This is a genomic window from Nocardia anocheti, from assembly GCF_029675105.1.
In the GTDB taxonomy this organism is placed as follows: Bacteria; Actinomycetota; Actinomycetes; order Mycobacteriales; family Mycobacteriaceae; genus Nocardia.
Genome location: NZ_JAQQFV010000007.1, coordinates 319,680 through 339,789 on the forward strand (window position 1 = coordinate 319,680; position 20,110 = coordinate 339,789).

19 protein-coding genes are annotated in these 20,110 nt (G+C 70.1%); 9 read left to right on the top strand and 10 right to left on the bottom strand.

Annotation, left to right across the window (positions count from 1 at the left end; all coding sequences use genetic code 11):
- Positions 1–35 precede the first annotated feature (35 nt).
- Genes QC180_RS20500 through QC180_RS20510 form a run of 3 tightly spaced genes read left to right on the top strand, consistent with a single transcriptional unit; the run spans position 36 to position 2,041 of the window.
- A complete protein-coding gene (locus tag QC180_RS20500) occupies positions 36–824 on the top strand; it encodes a crotonase/enoyl-CoA hydratase family protein (protein ID WP_278264390.1) in 789 nt (262 codons plus the stop codon).
- Positions 825–839: 15 nt separating this feature from the next.
- A complete protein-coding gene (locus QC180_RS20505) occupies positions 840–1,577 on the top strand; it encodes an SDR family oxidoreductase (protein ID WP_278264391.1) in 738 nt (245 codons plus the stop codon).
- Positions 1,574–2,041, top strand: a complete 468-nt coding sequence (locus tag QC180_RS20510) for a MaoC family dehydratase (protein WP_278264392.1) — start codon at positions 1,574–1,576, stop codon at positions 2,039–2,041. The genes QC180_RS20505 and QC180_RS20510 overlap by 4 nt, the downstream gene beginning before the upstream one ends.
- An 84-nt stretch (positions 2,042–2,125) precedes the next feature.
- Here the strand turns inward: QC180_RS20510 and QC180_RS20515 are convergent, their stop codons facing one another.
- The 3 genes from QC180_RS20515 to QC180_RS20525 form a co-directional block, all read right to left on the bottom strand.
- On the bottom strand, positions 2,126–2,947 hold the full coding sequence (locus QC180_RS20515; RefSeq protein WP_278264393.1) for a crotonase/enoyl-CoA hydratase family protein: 822 nt from the start codon (positions 2,945–2,947) through the stop codon (positions 2,126–2,128).
- Between the two features lie 132 nt (positions 2,948–3,079).
- Positions 3,080–3,397, bottom strand: coding sequence for a hypothetical protein (locus tag QC180_RS20520; protein WP_278264394.1), 318 nt, complete (start codon positions 3,395–3,397; stop codon positions 3,080–3,082).
- A 55-nt stretch (positions 3,398–3,452) separates the two neighbouring features.
- A complete protein-coding gene (locus QC180_RS20525) occupies positions 3,453–4,493 on the bottom strand; it encodes an AraC family transcriptional regulator (RefSeq protein WP_278264395.1) in 1,041 nt (346 codons plus the stop codon).
- Positions 4,494–4,577: 84 nt separating this feature from the next.
- On the opposite strand from QC180_RS20525, the gene QC180_RS20530 reads away from it, so the two are divergent.
- From QC180_RS20530 to QC180_RS20555, 6 genes are all read left to right on the top strand, one after another.
- On the top strand, positions 4,578–6,098 hold the full coding sequence (locus tag QC180_RS20530) for a flavin-containing monooxygenase (RefSeq protein ID WP_278264396.1): 1,521 nt from the start codon (positions 4,578–4,580) through the stop codon (positions 6,096–6,098).
- 66 nt (positions 6,099–6,164) lie between these two features.
- Entirely contained in the window at positions 6,165–7,385 is a 1,221-nt protein-coding gene (locus QC180_RS20535; protein ID WP_278264397.1) for an acyl-CoA dehydrogenase family protein, read from the top strand.
- A gap of 1 nt (position 7,386) precedes the next feature.
- On the top strand, positions 7,387–8,823 hold the full coding sequence (locus QC180_RS20540) for an LLM class flavin-dependent oxidoreductase (RefSeq protein WP_278264398.1): 1,437 nt from the start codon (positions 7,387–7,389) through the stop codon (positions 8,821–8,823).
- Positions 8,824–8,867: 44 nt separating this feature from the next.
- The gene (locus tag QC180_RS20545) at positions 8,868–10,253 is read left to right on the top strand and encodes a styrene monooxygenase/indole monooxygenase family protein (RefSeq protein ID WP_278264399.1); all 1,386 of its coding nucleotides are present in this window, start codon (positions 8,868–8,870) and stop codon (positions 10,251–10,253) included.
- Positions 10,254–10,486: 233 nt separating this feature from the next.
- Positions 10,487–11,371 (top strand): AurF N-oxygenase family protein, encoded by an 885-nt coding sequence (locus QC180_RS20550; protein WP_278264400.1) that lies wholly within the window; start codon positions 10,487–10,489, stop codon positions 11,369–11,371.
- A 13-nt stretch (positions 11,372–11,384) separates the two neighbouring features.
- Positions 11,385–12,758: an FAD-dependent oxidoreductase gene (locus tag QC180_RS20555; protein ID WP_278264401.1), complete on the top strand. Its 1,374-nt coding sequence runs from the start codon at positions 11,385–11,387 to the stop codon at positions 12,756–12,758.
- 131 nt (positions 12,759–12,889) lie between these two features.
- On the opposite strand, the gene QC180_RS20560 is transcribed toward QC180_RS20555, so the two are convergent.
- The 7 genes from QC180_RS20560 to QC180_RS20590 form a co-directional block, all read right to left on the bottom strand.
- On the bottom strand, positions 12,890–13,954 hold the full coding sequence (locus QC180_RS20560) for a hemolysin family protein (RefSeq protein ID WP_278264402.1): 1,065 nt from the start codon (positions 13,952–13,954) through the stop codon (positions 12,890–12,892).
- The gene (locus tag QC180_RS20565; RefSeq protein ID WP_278264403.1) at positions 13,947–15,302 is read right to left on the bottom strand and encodes a hemolysin family protein; all 1,356 of its coding nucleotides are present in this window, start codon (positions 15,300–15,302) and stop codon (positions 13,947–13,949) included. The genes QC180_RS20560 and QC180_RS20565 overlap by 8 nt, the downstream gene beginning before the upstream one ends.
- A gap of 226 nt (positions 15,303–15,528) precedes the next feature.
- Entirely contained in the window at positions 15,529–16,341 is an 813-nt protein-coding gene (locus QC180_RS20570; RefSeq protein WP_278264404.1) for an SDR family NAD(P)-dependent oxidoreductase, read from the bottom strand.
- A 1-nt stretch (position 16,342) separates the two neighbouring features.
- A complete protein-coding gene (locus QC180_RS20575; RefSeq protein WP_278264405.1) occupies positions 16,343–16,813 on the bottom strand; it encodes a nuclear transport factor 2 family protein in 471 nt (156 codons plus the stop codon).
- Complete coding sequence (locus tag QC180_RS20580; protein WP_278264406.1) at positions 16,810–17,454, bottom strand: TetR/AcrR family transcriptional regulator; 645 nt, start codon at positions 17,452–17,454, stop codon at positions 16,810–16,812. Before QC180_RS20580 ends, QC180_RS20575 begins: the two co-directional genes overlap by 4 nt.
- 162 nt (positions 17,455–17,616) lie before the next feature.
- Positions 17,617–19,053 carry a GuaB1 family IMP dehydrogenase-related protein gene (locus QC180_RS20585; RefSeq protein ID WP_278264407.1) on the bottom strand — a complete coding sequence of 479 codons (1,437 nt, stop codon included), beginning with the start codon at positions 19,051–19,053 and terminating at the stop codon, positions 17,617–17,619.
- Between the two features lie 68 nt (positions 19,054–19,121).
- A complete protein-coding gene (locus QC180_RS20590; protein WP_278264408.1) occupies positions 19,122–19,979 on the bottom strand; it encodes a DMT family transporter in 858 nt (285 codons plus the stop codon).
- Positions 19,980–20,110 lie beyond the last annotated feature (131 nt).

Consider the following 20,110-nt stretch of genomic DNA (forward strand, 5'->3'; position numbering starts at 1 on the left):
GTCCTCGTCCGCTCACTTCCGATCAAGGAGACCTCATGACCGACAACAACACGGGTGCCGTGACACTGCGCACCGAAGGCCGCATCGCGATCATCACCGTCGACAATGTGGCGAAGAAGAACTCCTACACCCCCGAAATGCTCGAGCAGGTCAGCGAGCACCTCACCACGTTCGACGACCGCGACGACCTCTGGGTCGCGGTGTTCTGCTCGGCAGGCGACCACACGACCGCCGGACTGGACATGCCGAAGTTCTTCGGTCCGACCGCGACCGCGAAGCCACTGCCCGACAACGTCATCGATCCGTTTGGCCTCGGGCCACGGCGCACCTACAAGCCGGTGATCGCCGTCGTGCAGGGCCTCACCTACACCGTCGGCATCGAGATGATGCTGGCCGCCGACATCGTCATCGCCGCGGACAGCGCCCGGTTCCAACAGCTCGAATCACGGCGCGGGATCGCGCCCCTGGGCGGGGCGCACTTCCGCTACCTGACCCGGACCGGATGGGGCAACGCGATGTATCACCTGCTGCAATGCGAGGAATTCGGTGCCCAGCGCGCGCTCGAACTCGGTTTCGTGCAGGAGGTCGTGCCTCACGGCACCCAACTCGAGCGTGCGCTCGAAGTGGCGAACACGATCACCAAGAACGCGCCGCTGGGGCTGCGCGCCATGAAGGAAGCCGCGTTGAAGTACGTGGAGGTCGCCGAGAAGGCGGCCATCGACGAGATTCCGCGAATCCGCGAAGAGGTCTTCGCCTCCGAGGATTTCAAGGAGGGCATCCAGTCCTTCGTCGAACGCCGCGAAGCCCACTTCTCCGGACGCTGAACAGGAGCCCACGGAATGTCGAACCTCACCTATGATTTCAGCGGCCAAACTGTGGTCGTGACCGGTGCGGCCCGCGGTATCGGCCTCGAGATCGCGCGCTTCTTCACCGACGCAGGCGCCCACGTGGTGGCCGTGGACGCAGACGAGCAAGCCCTCGACGAGGCCGCCGCCGAGGTGACGTGCCAGCCGGTCGTCGCGGATGTCACCGACTCCGAGTCGGTGCAGTCGGTGGTCGACACCGCGATCGCCGCGACCGGCCGCATCGATGTCCTGGTGAACAACGCCGGGATCCTGCGTGACGGCTGGCTGTGGAAGCTGACCGATGACGACTACGAGAAGGTCCTGGCCGTGCACGCCGGTGGCACCTTCCGGTTCACGCGCGCGTGCGTCCCCCATTTCCGGGAGCGTGGGTTCGGGCGCGTCGTCAATGTCACGTCCTACTCGGGGCTGCACGGCAACCTCGGTCAGGCCAACTACGCCACCGCCAAAGCGGGCATCATCGGGTTCACCAAGACCGCGGCCAAGGAACTCGCCCGATTCGGGGTCACCGTCAACGCGATCTCGCCCAACGCCGAAACCCGTATGCTCGCTTCGATTCCCGCGGACCGAAAGGCCGAGCTGGCCGCGACGATCCCACTGGGCCGCCTCGCCGATCCCCGCGAAATGGCCGCGGCGATCGGGTTCCTCGCCTCGGCCGAAGCCGGATACATCACCGGTGTCGTGCTCCCGGTCGACGGAGGTATCGCGATATGACGCATTTCGACGGAATCGACGCGATCAAGAGCTCGGTGGGCACGGACCTCGGTGTGAGCCGTTGGATCGATATCGACCAGCGGCGCATCGACACCTTCGCCGCCACCACCGAAGACCGGCAGTGGATCCATACCGATCCCGCAGCCGCTGCGGAAGGACCCTACGGCACCACGATCGCCCACGGCTTCATGACGCTGTCGCTCATCGCCACCTTCCTCGGGGACCTCTTGGTGGTCGACGGCATCGACATGGCGATCAACTACGGGCTCAACAAGGTTCGCTTTCCGGCGCCCGTGCCTGTCGGCTCCCGGATACGCGCACACGGGAGCATCGTCGGTGTCGACGACATCCCCGGCGGCGTTCAGGCCACGGTGCGGATAACCATCGAATGTGAAGGCTCCGAGAAGCCGGTATGTGTCGCGGAATCGCTGAACAGATTCCTCGGCAGCTCGGCCGAGTCCTGAGCCCAGCGCCGACCCCTGGAACAGGGGATTCGTCGGTGGGCGCGCACGCATCGCGGATGCGTGCGCGTCCACCGACGCCCTGGCTCACGCGCCTTTGAAGTCGGGTTCGCGCTTCTGGAACACGGCCGTGATGGCCTCGGTCAGGTCGTGCGAGGGCAGGAACGCGGAGTTCCACGCCGAGACGTAGCGCAGGCCCTCGGCGACGGCCGGCGCGGTCCGTGTTTCGAGCACATCCTTGATGCCCTGAACCACCAACGGCGGATTCGCGGCGATCTCGCGGGCCAGCCTGTGCGCCGCGGTCAGCACGGCTTCCCGATCGGGGTAGACGTCGTTGACCAGACCGATCTTCTCGGCGCGAGCGGCGTCGATGTCCTTGGCGGTGTAGGCCAGTTCGCGCAGGTGCCCCTCGCCGATGATGTTCGGCAGACGCTGCAGCGAGCTCATGTCGGCGACGATCGCAACCTTGGCTTCACGCAGGCTGAACTGTGCGTCGGCGCTGGCCAGGCGGATGTCCGCGGCGGAGATCAGGTCGAGGCCGCCGCCGATGCACCAGCCCGACACCGCCGCGATCACCGGCTTGGTGCATTCGGCCACTGCGGTGATCGAGGCCTGCATGGCGCGGATCTCCTTCAGGAAGACCGTGCGGTGTGCGGCCTTGGCGTCGTCGGCCAGCACCCGACTGAGCATGCCGCCCATCGAGGACAGGTCAAGGCCGAAGGAGAAGTGCTCGCCCGCGCCGGTGAGTACGACCGCTCGGACCTGGGGGTTCGCGTCGAGTTCACGGAAGATCTCCGGCAGTTCGCGCCAGAAGTCCGGCCCCATCGCATTGCCCTTTCCGGGCCCGGTCAGAGTCACCTGCGCTACATACTCTGAGACTTCAACCTTAAAAGCTAGTAAATCTGCCATTAGTTGAGTCTATGTGCTGTGCTCTCCGCTGGCTTCTGTGACCTGCTCGACGGCCGCACCTGCCGGGTGCGGGAACGACCGGAACCTCTGTGGTGGGGCGGGTCATCCCCATCGCGGACTTCGGGACGCGACCTACGCCTGGATGACCTCGATTCCGACGAGGGCGTTGAACGAGTCGCAGCTGGCCCAGGACTGGTTCTGGCCGTACTGGATCGGGCCGTACTTCCAGTAGGTGAAGGGGACGGGCCAGGCGACGCAGGTGAGTTTCACCTGGTGCCAGGTCGGCAGTTCGCAATTGGCCATCCCGCCGGTGTTGAAGATGTTGTAGACGTGACAGTTGGCCTGCCAGACCGGGACATCGGCCTGGGCGGTCCCGCCACCGGCGACCAGGGCGGTAGCTGTGGCGGTCGCGGCGATGGCACCGGCAGCGAGTCTCTTCGCGGAAAACATGTTCGAACCTCCCGAAATAGACGTTGTCTGAAAGATCGCTGAGAATCCGGGAGTGTTACTCGAAGTTTGCTGTGTGTCCGGATTCGCGGTGGCGGAGAATGCGGGAGGAGGTGTTCCACCAGCGGCGGGCGGCGCGGGAGAGGGCGGATTGTTCAGCGAAGCCGAGCATGCCCGCGACCTGGGCGAGGGGGAGGTCGGTGGTGGTGAGCAGGTGATGGGCGGTGTCGCGGCGGACTTCGTCGACGAGGTCGGCGAAGCGGACGCCCTCGTCGGCGAGTCGGCGCTGCAGGGTGCGGGGATGGAGGGTGAGCAGGTCGGCGACGGCGGCGACCTCGATCGGGCGGGTGCCGAGGGATTCCCGGACGATGGCGCGCACGCGCGGGGCGGTCTCGGTGCGCGGGGTGGCGGGGGACGGGATCTGTTCGGCGAGGAACGCCAGGGCGAGGCGACGCAGGTTCTCGTTGACGCCGCTGAGTCGGAACTCGCGCAGCGCCGTCGGGACCCGCAGCACCGCGGCGGGTAACTCGGCGCGGCCGAAATGAACGGGGGCGCCGAAGAATTCGCGGTAGATGTGCTCGGGTGCCGCCGGGTGGTAGGGGAGTTCGACGCTGAGCAGGCCGTAGTCGCCGCGGTGCAGGTAGGTGATGGCGCGGTGGGTGAAGGCGAGGCCGAGATCGGTGCCCTGCACGGGGCCCGCCGCGGTGGCCGGTCCGTAGAACAGACCGGCCACGCCGGGGCGGCCGAGCGGGTCCTCGGCGACGGTCAGGCTCAGGGAGCGGGCGTGCACGAGCAGGTAGCGCGAGGTGTAGTCCAGCGCGTCGCCGAGGGTGGGGGAGTGCTGCACGGCCACCGCGAGTGAGCCGAGCATGGTGAGATCCTGGCGGGCCGCCACGCGCAGGCCGAGATCGGGACGGTGCAGGTCGGCGGCGGCGAGTTCGAGGACCTCGGCCATGGCGGCGCTGGGGACCAGCACGTCGTCGCTGTCGAGGACGGTGGCCGGGAGACCGGCCTGGCGGGTGTAGCGTTCGGCGTCGCCGCCTAGTTCGGCCACGACCGCGCGGAGACCCCGGATGCCCGCCGATCGGACGTAGTCCATGTGTCCTCCGCGAGTGTCGTGCAGGGGTAAATAGTTGTCGTCCGTAGGCAAGACTAGCGCCGGACGTGACGCCACACTGAAACCATGCCAACCACACGTGCCGATGAGCACCGCGAGCCCGAGCACCTCGACGTCGTCATCGTCGGCGCGGGACTGTCCGGGGTGGGTGCCGCCTACCGGCTGCAGACCCTGCGGCCCGGCTCCAGCTACGCGATTCTCGAGGCCCGCGAGCAGTTGGGCGGCACCTGGGATCTGTTCCGGTATCCCGGTGTGCGTTCGGATTCGGACATGTACACCCTGGGCTACGCCTTCAAGCCGTGGCTCGGCAAGAAGCCGCTCGCCGACGGCGACTCGATTCTGGACTACATCCGCGAGACCGCCACGGAATTCGGCATCGAGGACCGAATCCGGTATTCGAGCAAGGTCGTGGCCGCCGACTTCGACACGGCCGCCGCGCGGTGGCGGCTCGAGATCGAGGACGGTCGCGACCGCAGCCGCCGCACGATGACGTGCGGTTTCCTCTACTCGTGCGCCGGTTACTACGACTACGACACCCCGCACACCCCCGACTTCGCCGGTGTCGAGAGCTTCGCGGGCACCGTGGTCCACCCGCAGTTCTGGCCCGAGGACCTGGACTATCGCGGCAAGCGGGTGATCGTCATCGGCTCCGGTGCCACGGCGGTCACGCTGGTTCCGGCCATGCTGAGCGGGGCCGACGCCGCCGCCCACGTGACGATGCTGCAGCGCAGCCCCACCTGGATCAGCGCCGTCCCGTCGCGCGACCGCGCCGCCGAGCGACTGCACGCACTGCTGCCCGCCACCGTGGCGCACCGGCTCACACGCTGGCGCAAGATCGCCTTCACCACCGCGTTCTACCAGTTCTGCCGCCGCAGCCCGCAGCGTGCCCGCGCCCTGCTCACCCGCATGAACGAGCGGATCCTCGGTGATCCGGCGCTGGTCGCCGAGCACTTCACCCCGTCCTACGATCCGTGGGACCAGCGGTTGTGCGCGGTGCCCAGCGGTGATCTGTTCCGGGCGGTGAAGTCGGGATCGGCCACGGTGGTGACCGACCGGATCGAGCGGTTCACCGAGGACGGCATCCGGCTCGCCTCGGGCGAGGTCCTGCGCGCCGACATCGTGGTCACCGCGACCGGCCTGCGGTTGCTGCCCTTCGGCGGCATCAGCCCGCGCGTCGACGGGCGGGACGTGCCACTGGCGGAGCAGTTCGTGTGGAACGGCGCCATGGTGACGGGGCTGCCGAACTTCGCGACCTGTGTCGGCTACACCAACGCCTCCTGGACCCTGCGCGCCGATCTGACGCACCGGCTGGTCTGCAAGGTGCTGGACTGGATGCAGCGCGAGGGGCACACCGTGGTGCAGCCGCGGCCCGAGCCCGGCCTGGCCGAACAGCCGTTGCTCGACCTGTCCTCGGGCTATGTCACCCGCTCGATCGGGGAGTTCCCGCGTCAGGGCGATCGCGCGCCCTGGCGGGTGCGGCAGAACTACGTGCTGGATTCGCTGACCACGCTGCGCACCGATCTGGGCCGCTCGCTGGCGGGTTCGCGCGGCGCGGTGCTGAACGCGGAGCCGCAACCCCAGCACTGAGCGGCTATTGCGATCCCGCTGCGCGCAACCGGTGAGCCCGCGGGTGGACGGCGTCATGGTGGGGACATGACATCCGTAGAGACGAAACGCGTGGCCGATTCCGAACTGGATGACGTCTTCCGCCCCATTTTCGATCGCATCGCCGAGGGTGCCGTCGCCCGCGAGACCAGCCGGGAACTCGCCCACGCCGAGATCGACGCCCTGCGCGCGGCCCGCTTCGGCGCGCTGCGGGTGCCGGTGGAGTTCGGCGGGTACGGCGCGAGTGTGCGGCAGCTGTTCGGGCTGCTCATCGACCTCGCCGCCGCCGAATCGAACCTCCCGCAGGCGCTGCGGGTGCACTGGTCCTTCGTGGAGGACCAACTGCTGGCCGCGCCGGGACCCGACCGCGAGCGATGGTTGCGCGCGGTCGCCGACGGCACCCTGGTGGGCAATGCGATCACCGAGCCCGGGGTCGGCGCGGTCGACCGGTACCGCACGCGGCTCACCCGCGACGGCGAGCGGTGGCGCCTGGACGGCACCAAGTACTACAGCACCGGCTCGCTCTACGCCGACCACATCCTGGTCGCCGCCGACCGGGACGGCGAGCGGGTAGGTGTGCTGGTCGGCGCCAGGGACGAGGGCGTGCGTCAGTACGACGACTGGGACGGGTTCGGGCAGCGGCTCACCGCCAGCGGCACCACCGAGTTCACCGGCGTGCCCGTCACCGAGGAACAGATCCTCGGTCCCGGCTACGGCGTGCCCGGCCCCACCTACGCCACCGGCTATCTGCAGCTGGTCCAGCTGGCTGTGCTCGCCGGAATCGCTCAGCGCGCCGAAGCCGATGTGCGGGAATGGGTGTCGCGACGCACCCGTGGCTACACCCACTCCGCGGCCGATCTGCCCCGCCACGATCCGCTGGTGCAGCAGGTGATCGGCAAGCTGTCGGCGGCCGCGTTCGCCGCCCGCGCGACCGTCCTGGCGGTGGCCGACCGGCTCGACGAGGTGCTCGCCGCGGGCGCCACCGACAACGCCGCGCTCACCGGCGTGGAACTGGCGGCCGCGCAGGCCCAGCTCGCCGTGATCGATATCGTGCTGCCCGCGACCAGTTTGCTGTTCGAGGTGGGCGGCGCCTCCATCGTGTCCGAACAGCTGCGCCTGGACCGGCACTGGCGCAACGCGCGCACCATCTCCGTGCACAACCCGGCCATCCAGAAGGCCAGGACGGTGGGCGATCACCTGCTCAACGGCACCGATCTGCCGTTCGGTTGGAGTGCGGGCGAACGGGTTCCGGCCGCCGGGGAGGTCTGAGATGACCCGGCGCATCCGGTTCAACGCCTTCGACATGAACTGTGTGGCCCACCAGTCGCCCGGCCTGTGGCGCCACCCCGAGGACCAGTCGCACCGGTACAAGGAACTGGGCTACTGGACCGAGCTGGCGCGGCTGCTCGAACGCGGCCGCTTCGACGGCATCTTCATCGCCGACGTGCTCGGCGTCTACGACGCCTACGGCGGTGACGATGTCGCCGCGCTGCGCCAGGGCGCACAGGTGCCGGTGGCCGACCCGCTGCTGCTGGTGACGGCGATGGCCGCGGCCACCGAACATCTGGGCTTCGGCATCACCACCGGCACCGGCTTCGAGCATCCGTTCCCGTTCGCGCGGCGCCTGTCCACCCTCGACCATCTCACCAACGGTCGGATCGGCTGGAACGTGGTGACCGGCTATCTGCCCTCGGCCGCGCGCAATATGGGCGCCGAGGAGCAGCTCGACCACGACGACCGCTACGACCAGGCCGACGAGTACCTCGAGGTGCTCTACAAACTGTGGGAGGGCTCCTGGGAAGACGACGCGGTGGTGCGCGACGCCGAGCGCGGCGTCTACGTGGACCCGGCGAAGGTGCACCACATCGGCCATCGGGGACGGCATTTCACCGTGCCGGGCATCCACCTGTCCGAGCCGTCGCCGCAGCGCACCCCGGTCATCTACCAGGCGGGTGCCTCGCCGCGCGGCGTCCGTTTCGCCGCCGAGAACGCCGAGGCCATCTTCGTGGCCGCGCCGTCGAAACGGGTGCTCAGCCAGACGGTGTCGCGGATCAGGGACGCGCTCGAGCAGGCCGGTCGTGATCGCTTCGCCGCCCGGATCTACGCGCTGGCCACCATCGTCACCGACGCCACCGACGAAGCCGCGCGCGCCAAACACGAGCAGTACCTGTCCTACGCCAGCGTGGAGGGCGGGCTGGTGTTCATGTCCGGCTGGATGGGTATCGACCTGTCGCGCTACGACCTCGACGACCCGATCGGTCAGGTGCACAGCAACGCCATCCAGTCCGCGGTCGCCGCTTTCCAGGAATTCGACGACGACGGCCGCGAGTGGACGGTGCGCGATATCGGCCGCTGGGCCGGGATCGGAGGCATGGGGCCGGTGTTCGTCGGCTCGGGGGAAACCGTCGCCGACCAGTTGCAGGAGTGGGTCGCCGAGACCGATCTGGACGGTTTCAACCTCGCCTACGCGATCACGCCGGGCACCTTCGAAGACGTTGTGCGGCACGTCGTTCCGGTGCTCACCGCACGCGGGGTCTATGCCACCGAGTACGAGCGGGGCACGCTGCGCCACGCCCTGTTCGGGGCGGGCGATCGGCTGCCCGAGGGGCATCGGGGCGCGAGTTACCGTGTGGGCGGGCGCAATTCGACCGCGCTGCCCGATGCCCAGGTGCGGCCGGGCGCCGTCACCACCATCGATTCCCGCTGATCGCAACCCTGCTGCCCCCGCGCGGAAAGGCGCACCATTCCCCTATGACATCGCAGAATTCCGCTTCACGTTCCACGCGTTCGGCCGCGATCGTCGGCGCCGGACAGACCGGCGTCACCGCGGCGCTAGGTCTGCTCGACGCCGGGTTCGAGGTCACGCTCTACAGCGACCGCGACCAGGCTGCCCTCCGTAACGACGTCCCCGCCACCGGGACCGCCCTGGAGTTCGGGGTGACCCAACAGGCCGAGCTCGCCCTGGGCCTGGACCCCTACACCTCCCGGGCGCCCCGGCACACCGGGCTCAGCGTCCGCATCGCCGACCCCGACCGCAACGAGCTCATCGCCTTCGACGGCGTCTTCGACGGTTACGTCGGCGTCGCCGTCGACACCCGGCTCAAGGCCGACGAGCGGCTGACCGCCTTCCGGGAACGCGGTGGCCGGTTCGTCGTCGAGCAGGTGAGCCCGGAAAGCCTCGACGGCATCGCCGCCGCGCACGACCTGACCCTTGTCGCCACCGGGCGCGGCGGGCTGTCGGAGCTGTTCGCGATCGACACCGAACGCACCGTCTACGACGCGCCGCAGCGCTCGCTGCTCACCGTCACGGTGACCGGTCTCGACCACGACCCGAGCGTGTTCGCCCACCGCAGTCCCGCCGGTGGCGCGCACAGCGGATTCTCCATCTTCGCCGATCAGGGCGAGGGCTGGTGGGGGCCGTACCTGCACAAGGACGCCGGTCCCAGCTGGGCGTTCCTGGGCTGGGCGCGGCCGGGCAGCGACTGGGAGAAGCGGTTCGGTGCCGCCGATTCGGCCGCCTCGGCGCACCGCGTCGTCACCGAGCTGTACCGCGACTACATCGACTGGGATCTGCCGGAAGTCCTCGCCACCCGGGTGATCGAGGAGGACCCGCACTCGTGGCTCAAGGGCGCGGTGCGGCCGGTGGTCCGGGCCGGAGTCGGGCGCACGGCCGGTGGCCATCCGGTGGCGTCACTGGGCGACACCTCCGTCGCCTACGACCCGATCGCCGGACAGGGCGCTCAGAGCGGGCTGATCCAGGCGCAACGCCTGGTCGCCGCGGCGGCGGTGCACGAGGGCGCGTTCGACGAGTCCTGGATCGCCGACCGGTACACCGAGTTCCTCGCCGTGCGCAGCGACGCCGCCGCCAAGGTGACCCGGCTGTTCCTCAGCGACCCCGAATTCGCCGACATCGGCGGGCAGTTCTTCGCCGCCGCGGCGGTGGAGCCGCGCTTCGCGAGCGCGCTGGTCGGGCTGCTGCACCACCCGCAGCCCTTCCTCGGGGTCGACTCCGCCGAGGCCGCGGGCGCCTACATCGAACAGGTCACCGGCGTGCCCGCCGCCGATGTGCTGGCCCGGTTCCAGCCCGCTGGCCGCTTCGACCGCTCGACCTTCGCCCCGGCGCTCTCGCGCGCCTGAGCCGACCCTCTTCCACCGTCGGCGGCCCGGTACGCACCGTGGCCGTCGGCGGCGGAGTCTTGTCCGGCCCGGCGACACGACCATGAACGACTCTATGTCGCAGCCCGTTTCCGCAGGACAGCGCGGATATACTTCCGGCACCACCTCGCTCGTGCGTAGCTGATCACCCGCCCTGGACCCGGGCACGATCGCCCGGTCGTTGTCTCGGCGCCGATATCACCGGGGAGTCGACCATGTCCGAGTCCGAGGATTCCGCGACGCTCTACGGAGAACTACTCGAGTCGGCCCGCAGACTCTCGTTCGACCTGCGCGACTGCGACGCCGACGTCACCGCCGACCGCGACCGGCACGGAATGACACCGGAGTGGTCCCCGCTCTACAGCACCCCGACCTGGACTCGCATGAGCGAGTCCGAACGCAGGCGCCTGACCCGGCGCGAGGTCTCACATTTCCTCGGGGTGGCCATCTGGCTGGAGGTGGCCCTGCAGATCGTGCTGCTGCGCCGCAACCACAGCGCCGATCCCACGCGCCCGGACGTGAAGTTCCTGTTCAACGAGTGCGCCGACGAGAACCTGCACTCGCTGATGTTCGTCGGCGCCATCGAACACCTCGGGGAGCGGTACAGCCCGCTGGACCGCGTGATGATCCTGTTGGGCTGGCTGTTCCGCACCTTCGCGTGGGAGGAGGTCGCCTACGGCATCGTGCTGGCGGGCGAAGAGGTCTTCGACGTGATGCAACGCGACTGGTCGATCGACGACCGGGTCGCGCACTCGGTGCGCCGCAGTTCGCATGTGCACGTGATCGAGGAGTCGCGGCACATGAGTTTCGCGCGCCAGAAGATGCGCGACCGTCTGCGCGGGGTGTCGCGGATACGTCGCTACGTGAGCGCCGTGCTGATCGCGTTCGGCGCGCACATCATCGCCAAGGGCCTGATCAACCGGGGCGTTTACCGTGGGGTCGGGCTGGACTGGCGGGTGGTGAAGACCGAGATCGACGGCAACGAGCACCATCGGATGATGTTCCGCCGGGCCACCGCGCCGCTGGTGGAGTTCCTCCATCGCGAAGAACTGCTCAATGGCCTCGCGCGCGCCATCTACCGCAAGTCGAACCTGCTGTGAAAGGCCGCCGACGGTGAGTTTCGTGATTCTCGGACACTGCTGCAAGGACGGTTCCTGTCTGCGGGTCTGTCCCCAGCACTGCATCGGTCCCACCCCCGACGACCCGGCGTTCGCGACGGTCGAGCAGCTGACCATCGACCCCGGCGCGTGCATCGGCTGCTCGGCCTGCGTGGACGCCTGCCCGGTGGCGGCGATCAAACCCGTGGCCGCGCTGACCGACGCCGAACAGGTGTACGCCCGGCCGGTCCTGCCGGTGCCGCCCACCCGGCGCCCCGCTCGCCCGGAGATCCCGGTGGCCCTGCGTTCGGCGCGCGATCCGATCCGCGTCGCCGTCGTCGGTGCCGGGTCGGCGGCGATGTACACGGTGCGGGAGCTGTTGCAGCGATCCAGCGCCGTGCGGGTGACGGTGTTCGAGCGCGGTGCGCACGTGGGCGGGTTGTTGCGGACGGCGGTGTCGCCGGATCACCCGGAGATCCGGCAGATGACCCGCCTGTTCGACCTCCCGTTCGCCGATCCGAGGGTCGAGACTCGCTTCGGGACCCGCGTCGGTGTCGACGTGACGATCGATGACCTACGCGGCCGCTACGACGCGGTGATCCTCGCCTTCGGCGCCACCGCGCCGCGGGCGGTGGCGGGGGCGTCGATCCCGCAGGTCCATCAGGCGATCGACCTGCTGACCGAGGCCAACGCCGCGCAGCGCGAGCGCGGTGTCCCCGCCGCGCGGCTGGCCGGGCCCACGGTGGCTATCGTCGGTGGCGGCAATGTGGCGGTGGATGTGGTGACCGGCCTCGCCCGCCAGCGCCTCGTCACCCGCTCGGGCGCGCCGGTCACCCGGGCGATCGTCGTCGCGCGCGCACCGGCCTGCCGACCGTCGTTCAGCTTCTCGGCGTTGCACGAACTACGGCAGCTCGACGTCGACATCACCGTCGACCCCGGCGACGCCGCCAGCGCACCGGGCCCGCTCGACCACCTGCTGTCCGAACTCGGCCCGCGTGCGCGTTCCCGTCCGGGACTCGCGGTCGAGGTGATCTTCGGCCGCGAGGTCACGGCCCTGCACCCGGCCGACGGGCACCTGCGCGTGGACACCGTCCGGACCGACTCGGCCCACCGCACGGCCGCGTCCACCCTGACCGCCGACGCGGTCGTCCTGGCCGCGGGCTTCACCTGCGCCCCGCTGCCGGGTATCCCGCTGGGACCCGACGGTGCCGTCGCCAACCGCGACGGCAGGGTCGTCTCCCCCGAGACCGGTGACCCGATCGCGGGACTCTACGTGGTCGGCTGGGCCAAGCGCGGTGGCCGCGGCGGCGTCGGCGAGAACCGGCGCTGCGCGGCCCAGACCGTCGACCTGATCGCCGCCGACCTGGCCGCCGTACCCACCGGCGCCTGACCGAACCCGGAAATCACGGCACCAGCAGCGACCAGGAATCTTGATCTGTTGCGACAGTACAAGATTCGCGCGGATCGGGGGTCGTCGATGCGATGCCTCGATCCGCTGGGCCGCTGCCGGTGCGCGGTGACTCAGTCGGCGTTGCGGTGGGTGGTGTCGCGCACCGTGCCGACGAACTCCTCGACCAGGTCCTCGAGGGCGACCACACCGACGGTGTTGCCCCGGCTGTCGACCACCCGGCCGAGGTGACTGCTGGTGCGGCGCAAGCGGGCCAGCGCCTCGTAGAGGGTGGTGCCCGCGCTGACCGTGGGCAGCGGCCGGATGTCGGTGCGGGGGATCACCGTCTCGGGTCCGGCGGTGTCGTCGGCGACCTTGTCGAGCACGTCCTTGACGTGCAGGTAGCCCACCAGCGAGCCGTCCGCCGCGCGCACCGGGTACCGGGAGAACCCGGTCTCGGCGACGGCGGCCTCGATGTCACCGAGGGTGGTTCCGTTGCCGCGCAACGGCACCGAGCGGGCCTGGGCCAGCGGCACCATCACATCGCCGACGATCCGGTCGGAGGTGCCCAGCGCCTGGGTGAGCCTGCGGTGCTCTTCCTCGTCGAGCAGGCCCTCGGAGCGGGACTCGCCGATCATCTCGGCCAGTTCCACCGTCGAGACCGTCGCGTCGAGTTCGTCCTTGGGCTCGATGCGCAGCATCCGCAGCGTCAGGTTCGCCGCCAGGTTGTACAGCGCGATGAGCGGGCGGGCCACGCGCAACCACATCAGGTGCAGCGGCACCAGCAGCAGCGCCGAACGTTCCGGTCCGGCCAGCGCGATGTTCTTCGGGACCATCTCGCCCAGCAGGATGTGCAGGATCACCACGATGGTCAACGCGATCGCGAACGACACCGGGTGCAACAGCTGATCGGGCAGGCCGAGCAACTCGAACGGGCGCTCGATGAGATGCGCGACCGCCGGTTCACCGACCCGGCCGAGCAGGATCGAGCAGATGGTGATGCCCAGCTGGGCCGCGGCGAGCATGATCGAGAGGTTCTCGCCCGCCTCGATCACCGTCACGGCCTTCTTCTTGCCCTGGGCGACCAGGGCCTCGAGACGGTCGCGGCGCGCGGAGATGAGCGCGAACTCGGCGGCCACGAAGAACGCGTTGCCCGCCAGCAGCACCACGGTCAGTGCGATTCCGAACAGATCACCCATGATTGTGCTCCCGTGCCGCCAGGTGCGCCGCGTCGACGGGGATCAACCGCACCCGGTCGATGCGCCGTCCGTCCATCCGTTCCACCCGGGCGACCCAGCCGCCGCCGGTGCCGCGCGAGGCGGGCAGGACGACGTCGTCGCCGGTCGCGGGAATGCGGCCGAGCTGGGTCAGTACCAGTCCGCCGAGGGTGTCGTATTCGCCCTCGGGGGCGTCGTAGCCGGTCGCGCGCGACACCTCGTCGATGCGCAGCAGGCCCGAGCAGTCCCAGCCGTCGGAGACGCGACGCACGTCGCGTTCCTCCTCGTCGTGCTCGTCGCGGACATCGCCGAGGATCTCCTCGATGACGTCCTCCATGGTCACCATGCCCGCCGTGCCGCCGTATTCGTCGACCACCAGGGCCACCTGCATACCGTCGGCGCGCACGCGTTCCATCACCTCGTCACCGTCCAGGCTGGCGGGCACGATCGGGACCGCGACGGCCAGCTTGCTCAGCGGGATCTGCTTGCGCAGGTGCGCCGGGTGCAGGAACGCCTGTTTGACGTGCACCACGCCCAAGGTGTTGTCCAGGTCGCCGTCGATGACGGGGAACCGGGAGTAGCCGGTGCGCGCGGAGGCGGCGATGAGATCGGCGACGGTGTCGTCGCGGTCCAGCGATTCGACCTTCACGCGCGGGGTCATCAGGTCCTCCGCGCTGCGCTCGCCGAACTCCAGCGAGCGGTCCATCACCTGCGCAGTGCGCTGGTCCATGGCGCCGCGCTGGGCCGAGGTGCGCACCAGCGAGCCGAGTTCCTGCGGGGAGCGCGCCGAACGCAACTCCTCGGCGGGCTCGATGCCGAGCCTGCGCACCACCCAGTTGGCGGCGCCGTTGAGGAAGCGGATCAGCCACTTGAACAGGGCGGAGAAGCCGATCATCGGGCCCGCGGTGAGCCGGGCGGTCGCCATCGGCTTGGCGATGGCGATGTTCTTGGGCACCAGTTCGCCGTAGATCATCGACAGCGAGGTGGCCAGCACCAACGCGAGCACCAAAGCGATGCCGTGCGCGGCGTTCTCACCGAGCCCGGTCAGGGCCAGCAGCGGATCGAGCAGCCGGGCCAGCACGGGTTCGGCGATGAAGCCGGTGATCAGGGTGGTGATGGTGATGCCGAGCTGCGCGCCGGAGAGCTGGAACGACAGCGAATTGTGCGCCTGCTTGACCAGGCGCGAGCGGGTATCACCCTCGCGGGCAGCGGCCTCGATGGTGCTGCGTTCCAGCGCGGTGAGCGAGAATTCGGCCGCGACGAACAGCGCGGTGCCTACGGTGAGAGCGACGAAACCGAGCAGGCTGAGCACGGTCAGCACGATGGTCATCGGCGGCACCACCCGGATGCCGGGAGAGCGGACGAGCGAACGGGCGCCGTGGAAAGGAGGACGCCGGGTTTGTCACCCGGCTCCGTAGAGGAGCCCTCCTGTGTGGCGCCCTTGGACGCGGGTGACAACTGGATCCTTTCGGGGTGGGGAAAGAGCGGTGCCGAGATCGGCACCCTCGATAGTAGTGGGTCCGCACCGATGATGTGTCAGCGGCGCGGGGCGGTGGTCATCGCTCGGCCAGCAGATCCCGTGTGCGCGCCGCCAGCAGGCGGGCCGCGGCGGGGTCGAAATCGGGTCCGTCGACCGGGATACGGCGTCCCTCGACGAAGGCGGCCAGCGGTGCACGCGGTGGCGCGTCGAGGACGTCGATGATCGGCCGCGCGGCGCTGGCCACCGGTTTCGCGGTGCGGGCCATCGCGGCGACCATAGCCCGGGTGGGCGTGTCATAGGCGCCGGTGTGCGCGGTCGCGGTGACACCGGGGTGGACCAGCACATAGCGGGTGTGCCCGTCGCGGTACTGCTCGGCGAACGAGACGCCGAGCAGGTCGTTGAGCTTGCCGTTGTGTCCCAGCGCGGCGCCGCCGTGGTAGTTCCGGGTCAGTTGGAGGTCGTCGAGCCGGGCCGCCGACAGGGGTGCGCCGGGTCCGGCGACATTGACGATCACGGGGTCGGCGGCCCGCTCGAGCGCGTCGCGCAGACCGTGGCTGAACAGGTATCGGCTCAGGTAGAAGTGCGCGAAGGTCGCCTCGAGACCGTCGGCGGTGGTGGTGCGGTGCGAACGGTAGAAGCGCGCGCACAGGACCAGCGCGTCGATGCGCGGATGTTCGGCGAGGAGTTCGGTGAGAACGGCACGGTTGCGCTCTGTCGAGTCCAGATCGGCGCGCAGGAAGGTGCCTCGCTCGCCCGCGGACGCGCGGAACGCCGCGCCCTTGGCCGGGTCGCGACCGATGACCACGACGCGGTCACCGCGCGCGAGGTAGTGGTCGGCGAGGTGGCGGCCGATGCCGTCGGTGCCGCCGGTGACGACGAGGGTGCGCATCTCAGCGCGGTCCGCGTCCGGTGGCGACGAGTCCCGCGACCGGGCGCACATCGCGATGCGAGATGAGCCATCGGCCCTCGTACTCGGTGAACTCGTCGCGGACCAGACCGATGGTGGTCCAGTCGGCGGGACGGTGCACGTCCACGCTGGTCGACCAGTGCCACACGGTCGCGTAGGCGGTGAGCAGCGGGACCCCGTCGGTCCAGTCGATCCAGTTCTGCCCGATCACGTGGGCGACCAGACTGCGCCGCTGCCTCGGCACCCGGCACATGTGCGCGGTGAACGCGGCGCCGCCGTGGAAACGCTGGACCGGGCCGGGCATGATGCGGTACTCGATGAGGGCGTCAGGGGTGAAGCACTCGGTGAAGCGCTCGTGCTCGCCGGTGTCGGCGATGCGGAAGAACTCGTGGAAGGTGCGGTAGATCGCCCGCTCGGCGGTGAGCGTGGCGAGCAGATCGGTGGAGGTGGTCATCGGGCCTCATCGGTGGTGTCGGGGTAGGCGCGCAGGAAGGTGTCGACCGCGGCGGTGGTCATCGCGCGCAGCTCGGCCGGGGGCACCGGGCGGGTGCCCAGCCGGGAGCGGCCCTCCAGCGGGCCGGTGATCAGGACCAGGAAGACTTCGGCGGCGCGGGCCGGATCGGTGATCCGTATCCGGCCCGCCAGCGCCAGGCGCGCGAAGCGGTCGGCCAGGGCCTCGCCGAGCCGGTCGGCGGTGCGGCGGAGCACCTCGTCGATCAGGTCGGGGGACTGGGCGACCTGGCTGTAGGTGAGCCAGCGCAGCGCGCGGGACCGCTCGTCGCAACAGCCCGCGGCCAGGCGATAGGCCAACTCGGCCAGTGCCTCGGGCAGCGTGGGCTCCGGGGCGCGCAGCCGGTCGACCAGGGTCAGGTTGGCGGCCAGCACGGCGTCGGCGGCGGCGGTCAGCGCGTGCCGGAACAGCGTCTGCTTGTCGGCGAAGTGGTTGTAGACCGTCGGTTTGGCGACGGCGGCCACCTCCGCGATCTCCTGCACACACGCCTGGGCGTAGCCGCGACGGGCGAAGACGGTGAAGGCCGCCTCGAGTATCGCCTGCCGTTTGTCGACGCGTCCGCGCTCGGTCATCGTTGCCGCCATGCCTGCACAGTAGGCCCGTTCCGCACCGAATTGAACCAGTGAGTTCAGAATTCTGAACTACTCGGTTTCGATCACGGTGATCGGACGGTCTCGGCGGAGAATTTCCGGAAACGACAGTGGCCGACCGGAACCCGGGTTCCGATCGGCCACCACGACAACAGATCACCAGCCGCTGGGCAGCGGCCTTCCCTCGGCGAACCCGGCAGCGGACTGCACGCCGAGCACCGCGCGCTCGTGGAACTCCGGCAGCGAGCGAGCACCGGCGTAGGTGCAAGCACTGCGGACACCGGAGGTGATGTGGTCGATGAGGTCCTCCACGCCGGGGCGCTCGGGGTCCAGGCGCATGCGCGAACTGGAGATGCCCTCCTCGAACAGCGCCTTGCGGGCCCGGTCGAAGCCGCTGTCGGCGGCGGTGCGCGCGGCGACCGCGCGCTTGGAGGCCATGCCGAAGCTCTCCTTGTAGGCATTGCCGTCACGGTCGACGCGCAGGTCGCCGGGGGACTCGTAGGTCCCGGCGAACCAGGACCCGATCATCACGTTCGAGGCGCCCGCGGCCAGCGCCAGCGCGACGTCACGCGGGTGCCGCACGCCACCGTCGGCCCACACGTGCACACCGAGTTCCCGTGCCGCCTCGGCGCATTCGGCCACCGCCGAGAACTGCGGGCGACCGACACCGGTCATCATGCGGGTGGTGCACATGGCGCCGGGGCCGACCCCGACCTTGATGATGGTGGCGCCCGCCGCGGCCAGATCGCGGGTGCCCTCGGCGGAGACCACATTGCCCGCCGCCAGCGGCAGGCCCAGGTCCAGTTCGGCGACGGCGCGCAGGGATTCGAGCATCTTGGTCTGATGGCCGTGCGCGGTGTCGATGACCAGCACGTCGGCGCCCGCCTCCGCCAGCGCCTTCGCCTTGGCGGCCACATCGCCGTTGATGCCGACGGCGGCGGCGACGCGCAGTTTTCCTTCGGCGTCGACGGCGGGGGTGTAGATCCCGGCGCGGATGGCGCCGGTGCGGGTCATCACTCCGGCCAGGGTGCCGTCGGGGTGGGTGAGCACGGCCAGCTGGGCGTGCGCCTCGGCGAGCCGGTCGAAGATCTCGCGCGGTGACAGGTCGACCGGCGCGGAGACGAAATCGGTGGCCGCGACCTCGCGCAGCCGCGCGAACCGGTCGACATCGGCGCAGGCGGCCTCGGTGACCACCCCGACCGGCTTGCCGTCCTCGACCACCACGACCGCGCCGTGGGCGCGCTTGTGCATCAGCGCCACCGCGTCGGAGACCGCGCTGTCGGGGTCCAGGGTGACGGGGGTGTCGGCGGTGAGCGAGCGGCTCTTGACGAACGCGATGGTCTCGGCGGCGGCGGGAATGGGCAGATCCTGCGGCAACACCACGAGGCCACCGCGACGGGCCACGGTCTCGGCCATCCGCTTGCCCGCGACGGCGGTCATGTTCGCGACGACGAGGGGGATGGTGGTGCCGGTGCCGTCGACGGTGGCCAGGTCCACGTCGAACCGGGACGCGATGTCGGTCCGGTTCGGGACCAGGAACAGGTCGTCGTAGGTGAGGTCGTACGGCGGCGGGGGTCCCGGAAGAAAGCGCACTCGTTCGATGATAGCTGTGTGAGGCGTGGTGTGTGCGGTGCCGCAGTGACCCGGGCCCGGACCAGCGCTCAGGGTGTCGCGGTCGGTGCGGCGGCCTGGGCTCGGCTGAGCACGACCGTGGCCACACACATCACCGCCACGCAGACCGCGATGGCGAGGTGGCCCGCCCCGTCGGTGCGCAGTCGCTCGTCGAGCGCGGTGAGACCGAGGAAGGCGGCGGCGAGCGGCTCGGCGACGGCGGCGGCCGGGAGCGAGGCGGCCAGCGGTCCGGCCTGGTAGGCGCGCTGCTGGAGAGAGAACCCGACCAGACCCGCCGAGACCAGCGCCCAGGTCTGCCAGCCGGTGAGCACGCTGCCGGGACCGTCGCCGAAGAGTGTGACCACGCGGTCGGTGAGCGCGGCGGCCAGCCCGAACAGCGCCCCACCGGCGAGCCCGAGCGACAGGGCCCGCACCGCCCGGTCCCGGACCAGGAGTCCGGCCAGCGTGGCGACCGCGACGATGCCGAGCAGGACCGCCAGGGGCGCCACCCATGCCCGTAGCGGCGCGCTGTCCTCGCCCGCGGTCGGGTCGCCGATGATGAGGAACAGCACCAGCGCGATGACCAGCGCCAGTGCCGCACCGGCGGCCCGGCCGGTGATTCGCTGCCGGTTCAGCCGCGCCGCCATCGGCAACGCGAACACCAGCGAGCACACCAGGATCGGTTGCACCACCAGCACGGCGCCGAAGGCCAGCGCGAGCACCTGCATGCCGTATCCGCCGGTGTCCCCGACGATCGCCGCCCACCAGCGCGGGTTGCGCAGCAGCGAGCGCAGCAGCCCGGCGCCCTGCGGGACCGCGGCGGCTGCCTGATGCTGCGCCACCGAGGACACCGCGAACAGCAGCGCGGCGAGCAACGCGCACACGATCGTGGCGATCTCACGGTTCACCCGCCCAGTGTCACCGACCGATCCCGCGCGAACCGGCACCGCACGTGGGCGAGTCGGGGGCGGCCCCTCGATCGCCGGGCGCGCCGGTGGCGTGACGTCGCTCCGAACGGTTCGCGTCGGATGAGCGGGCG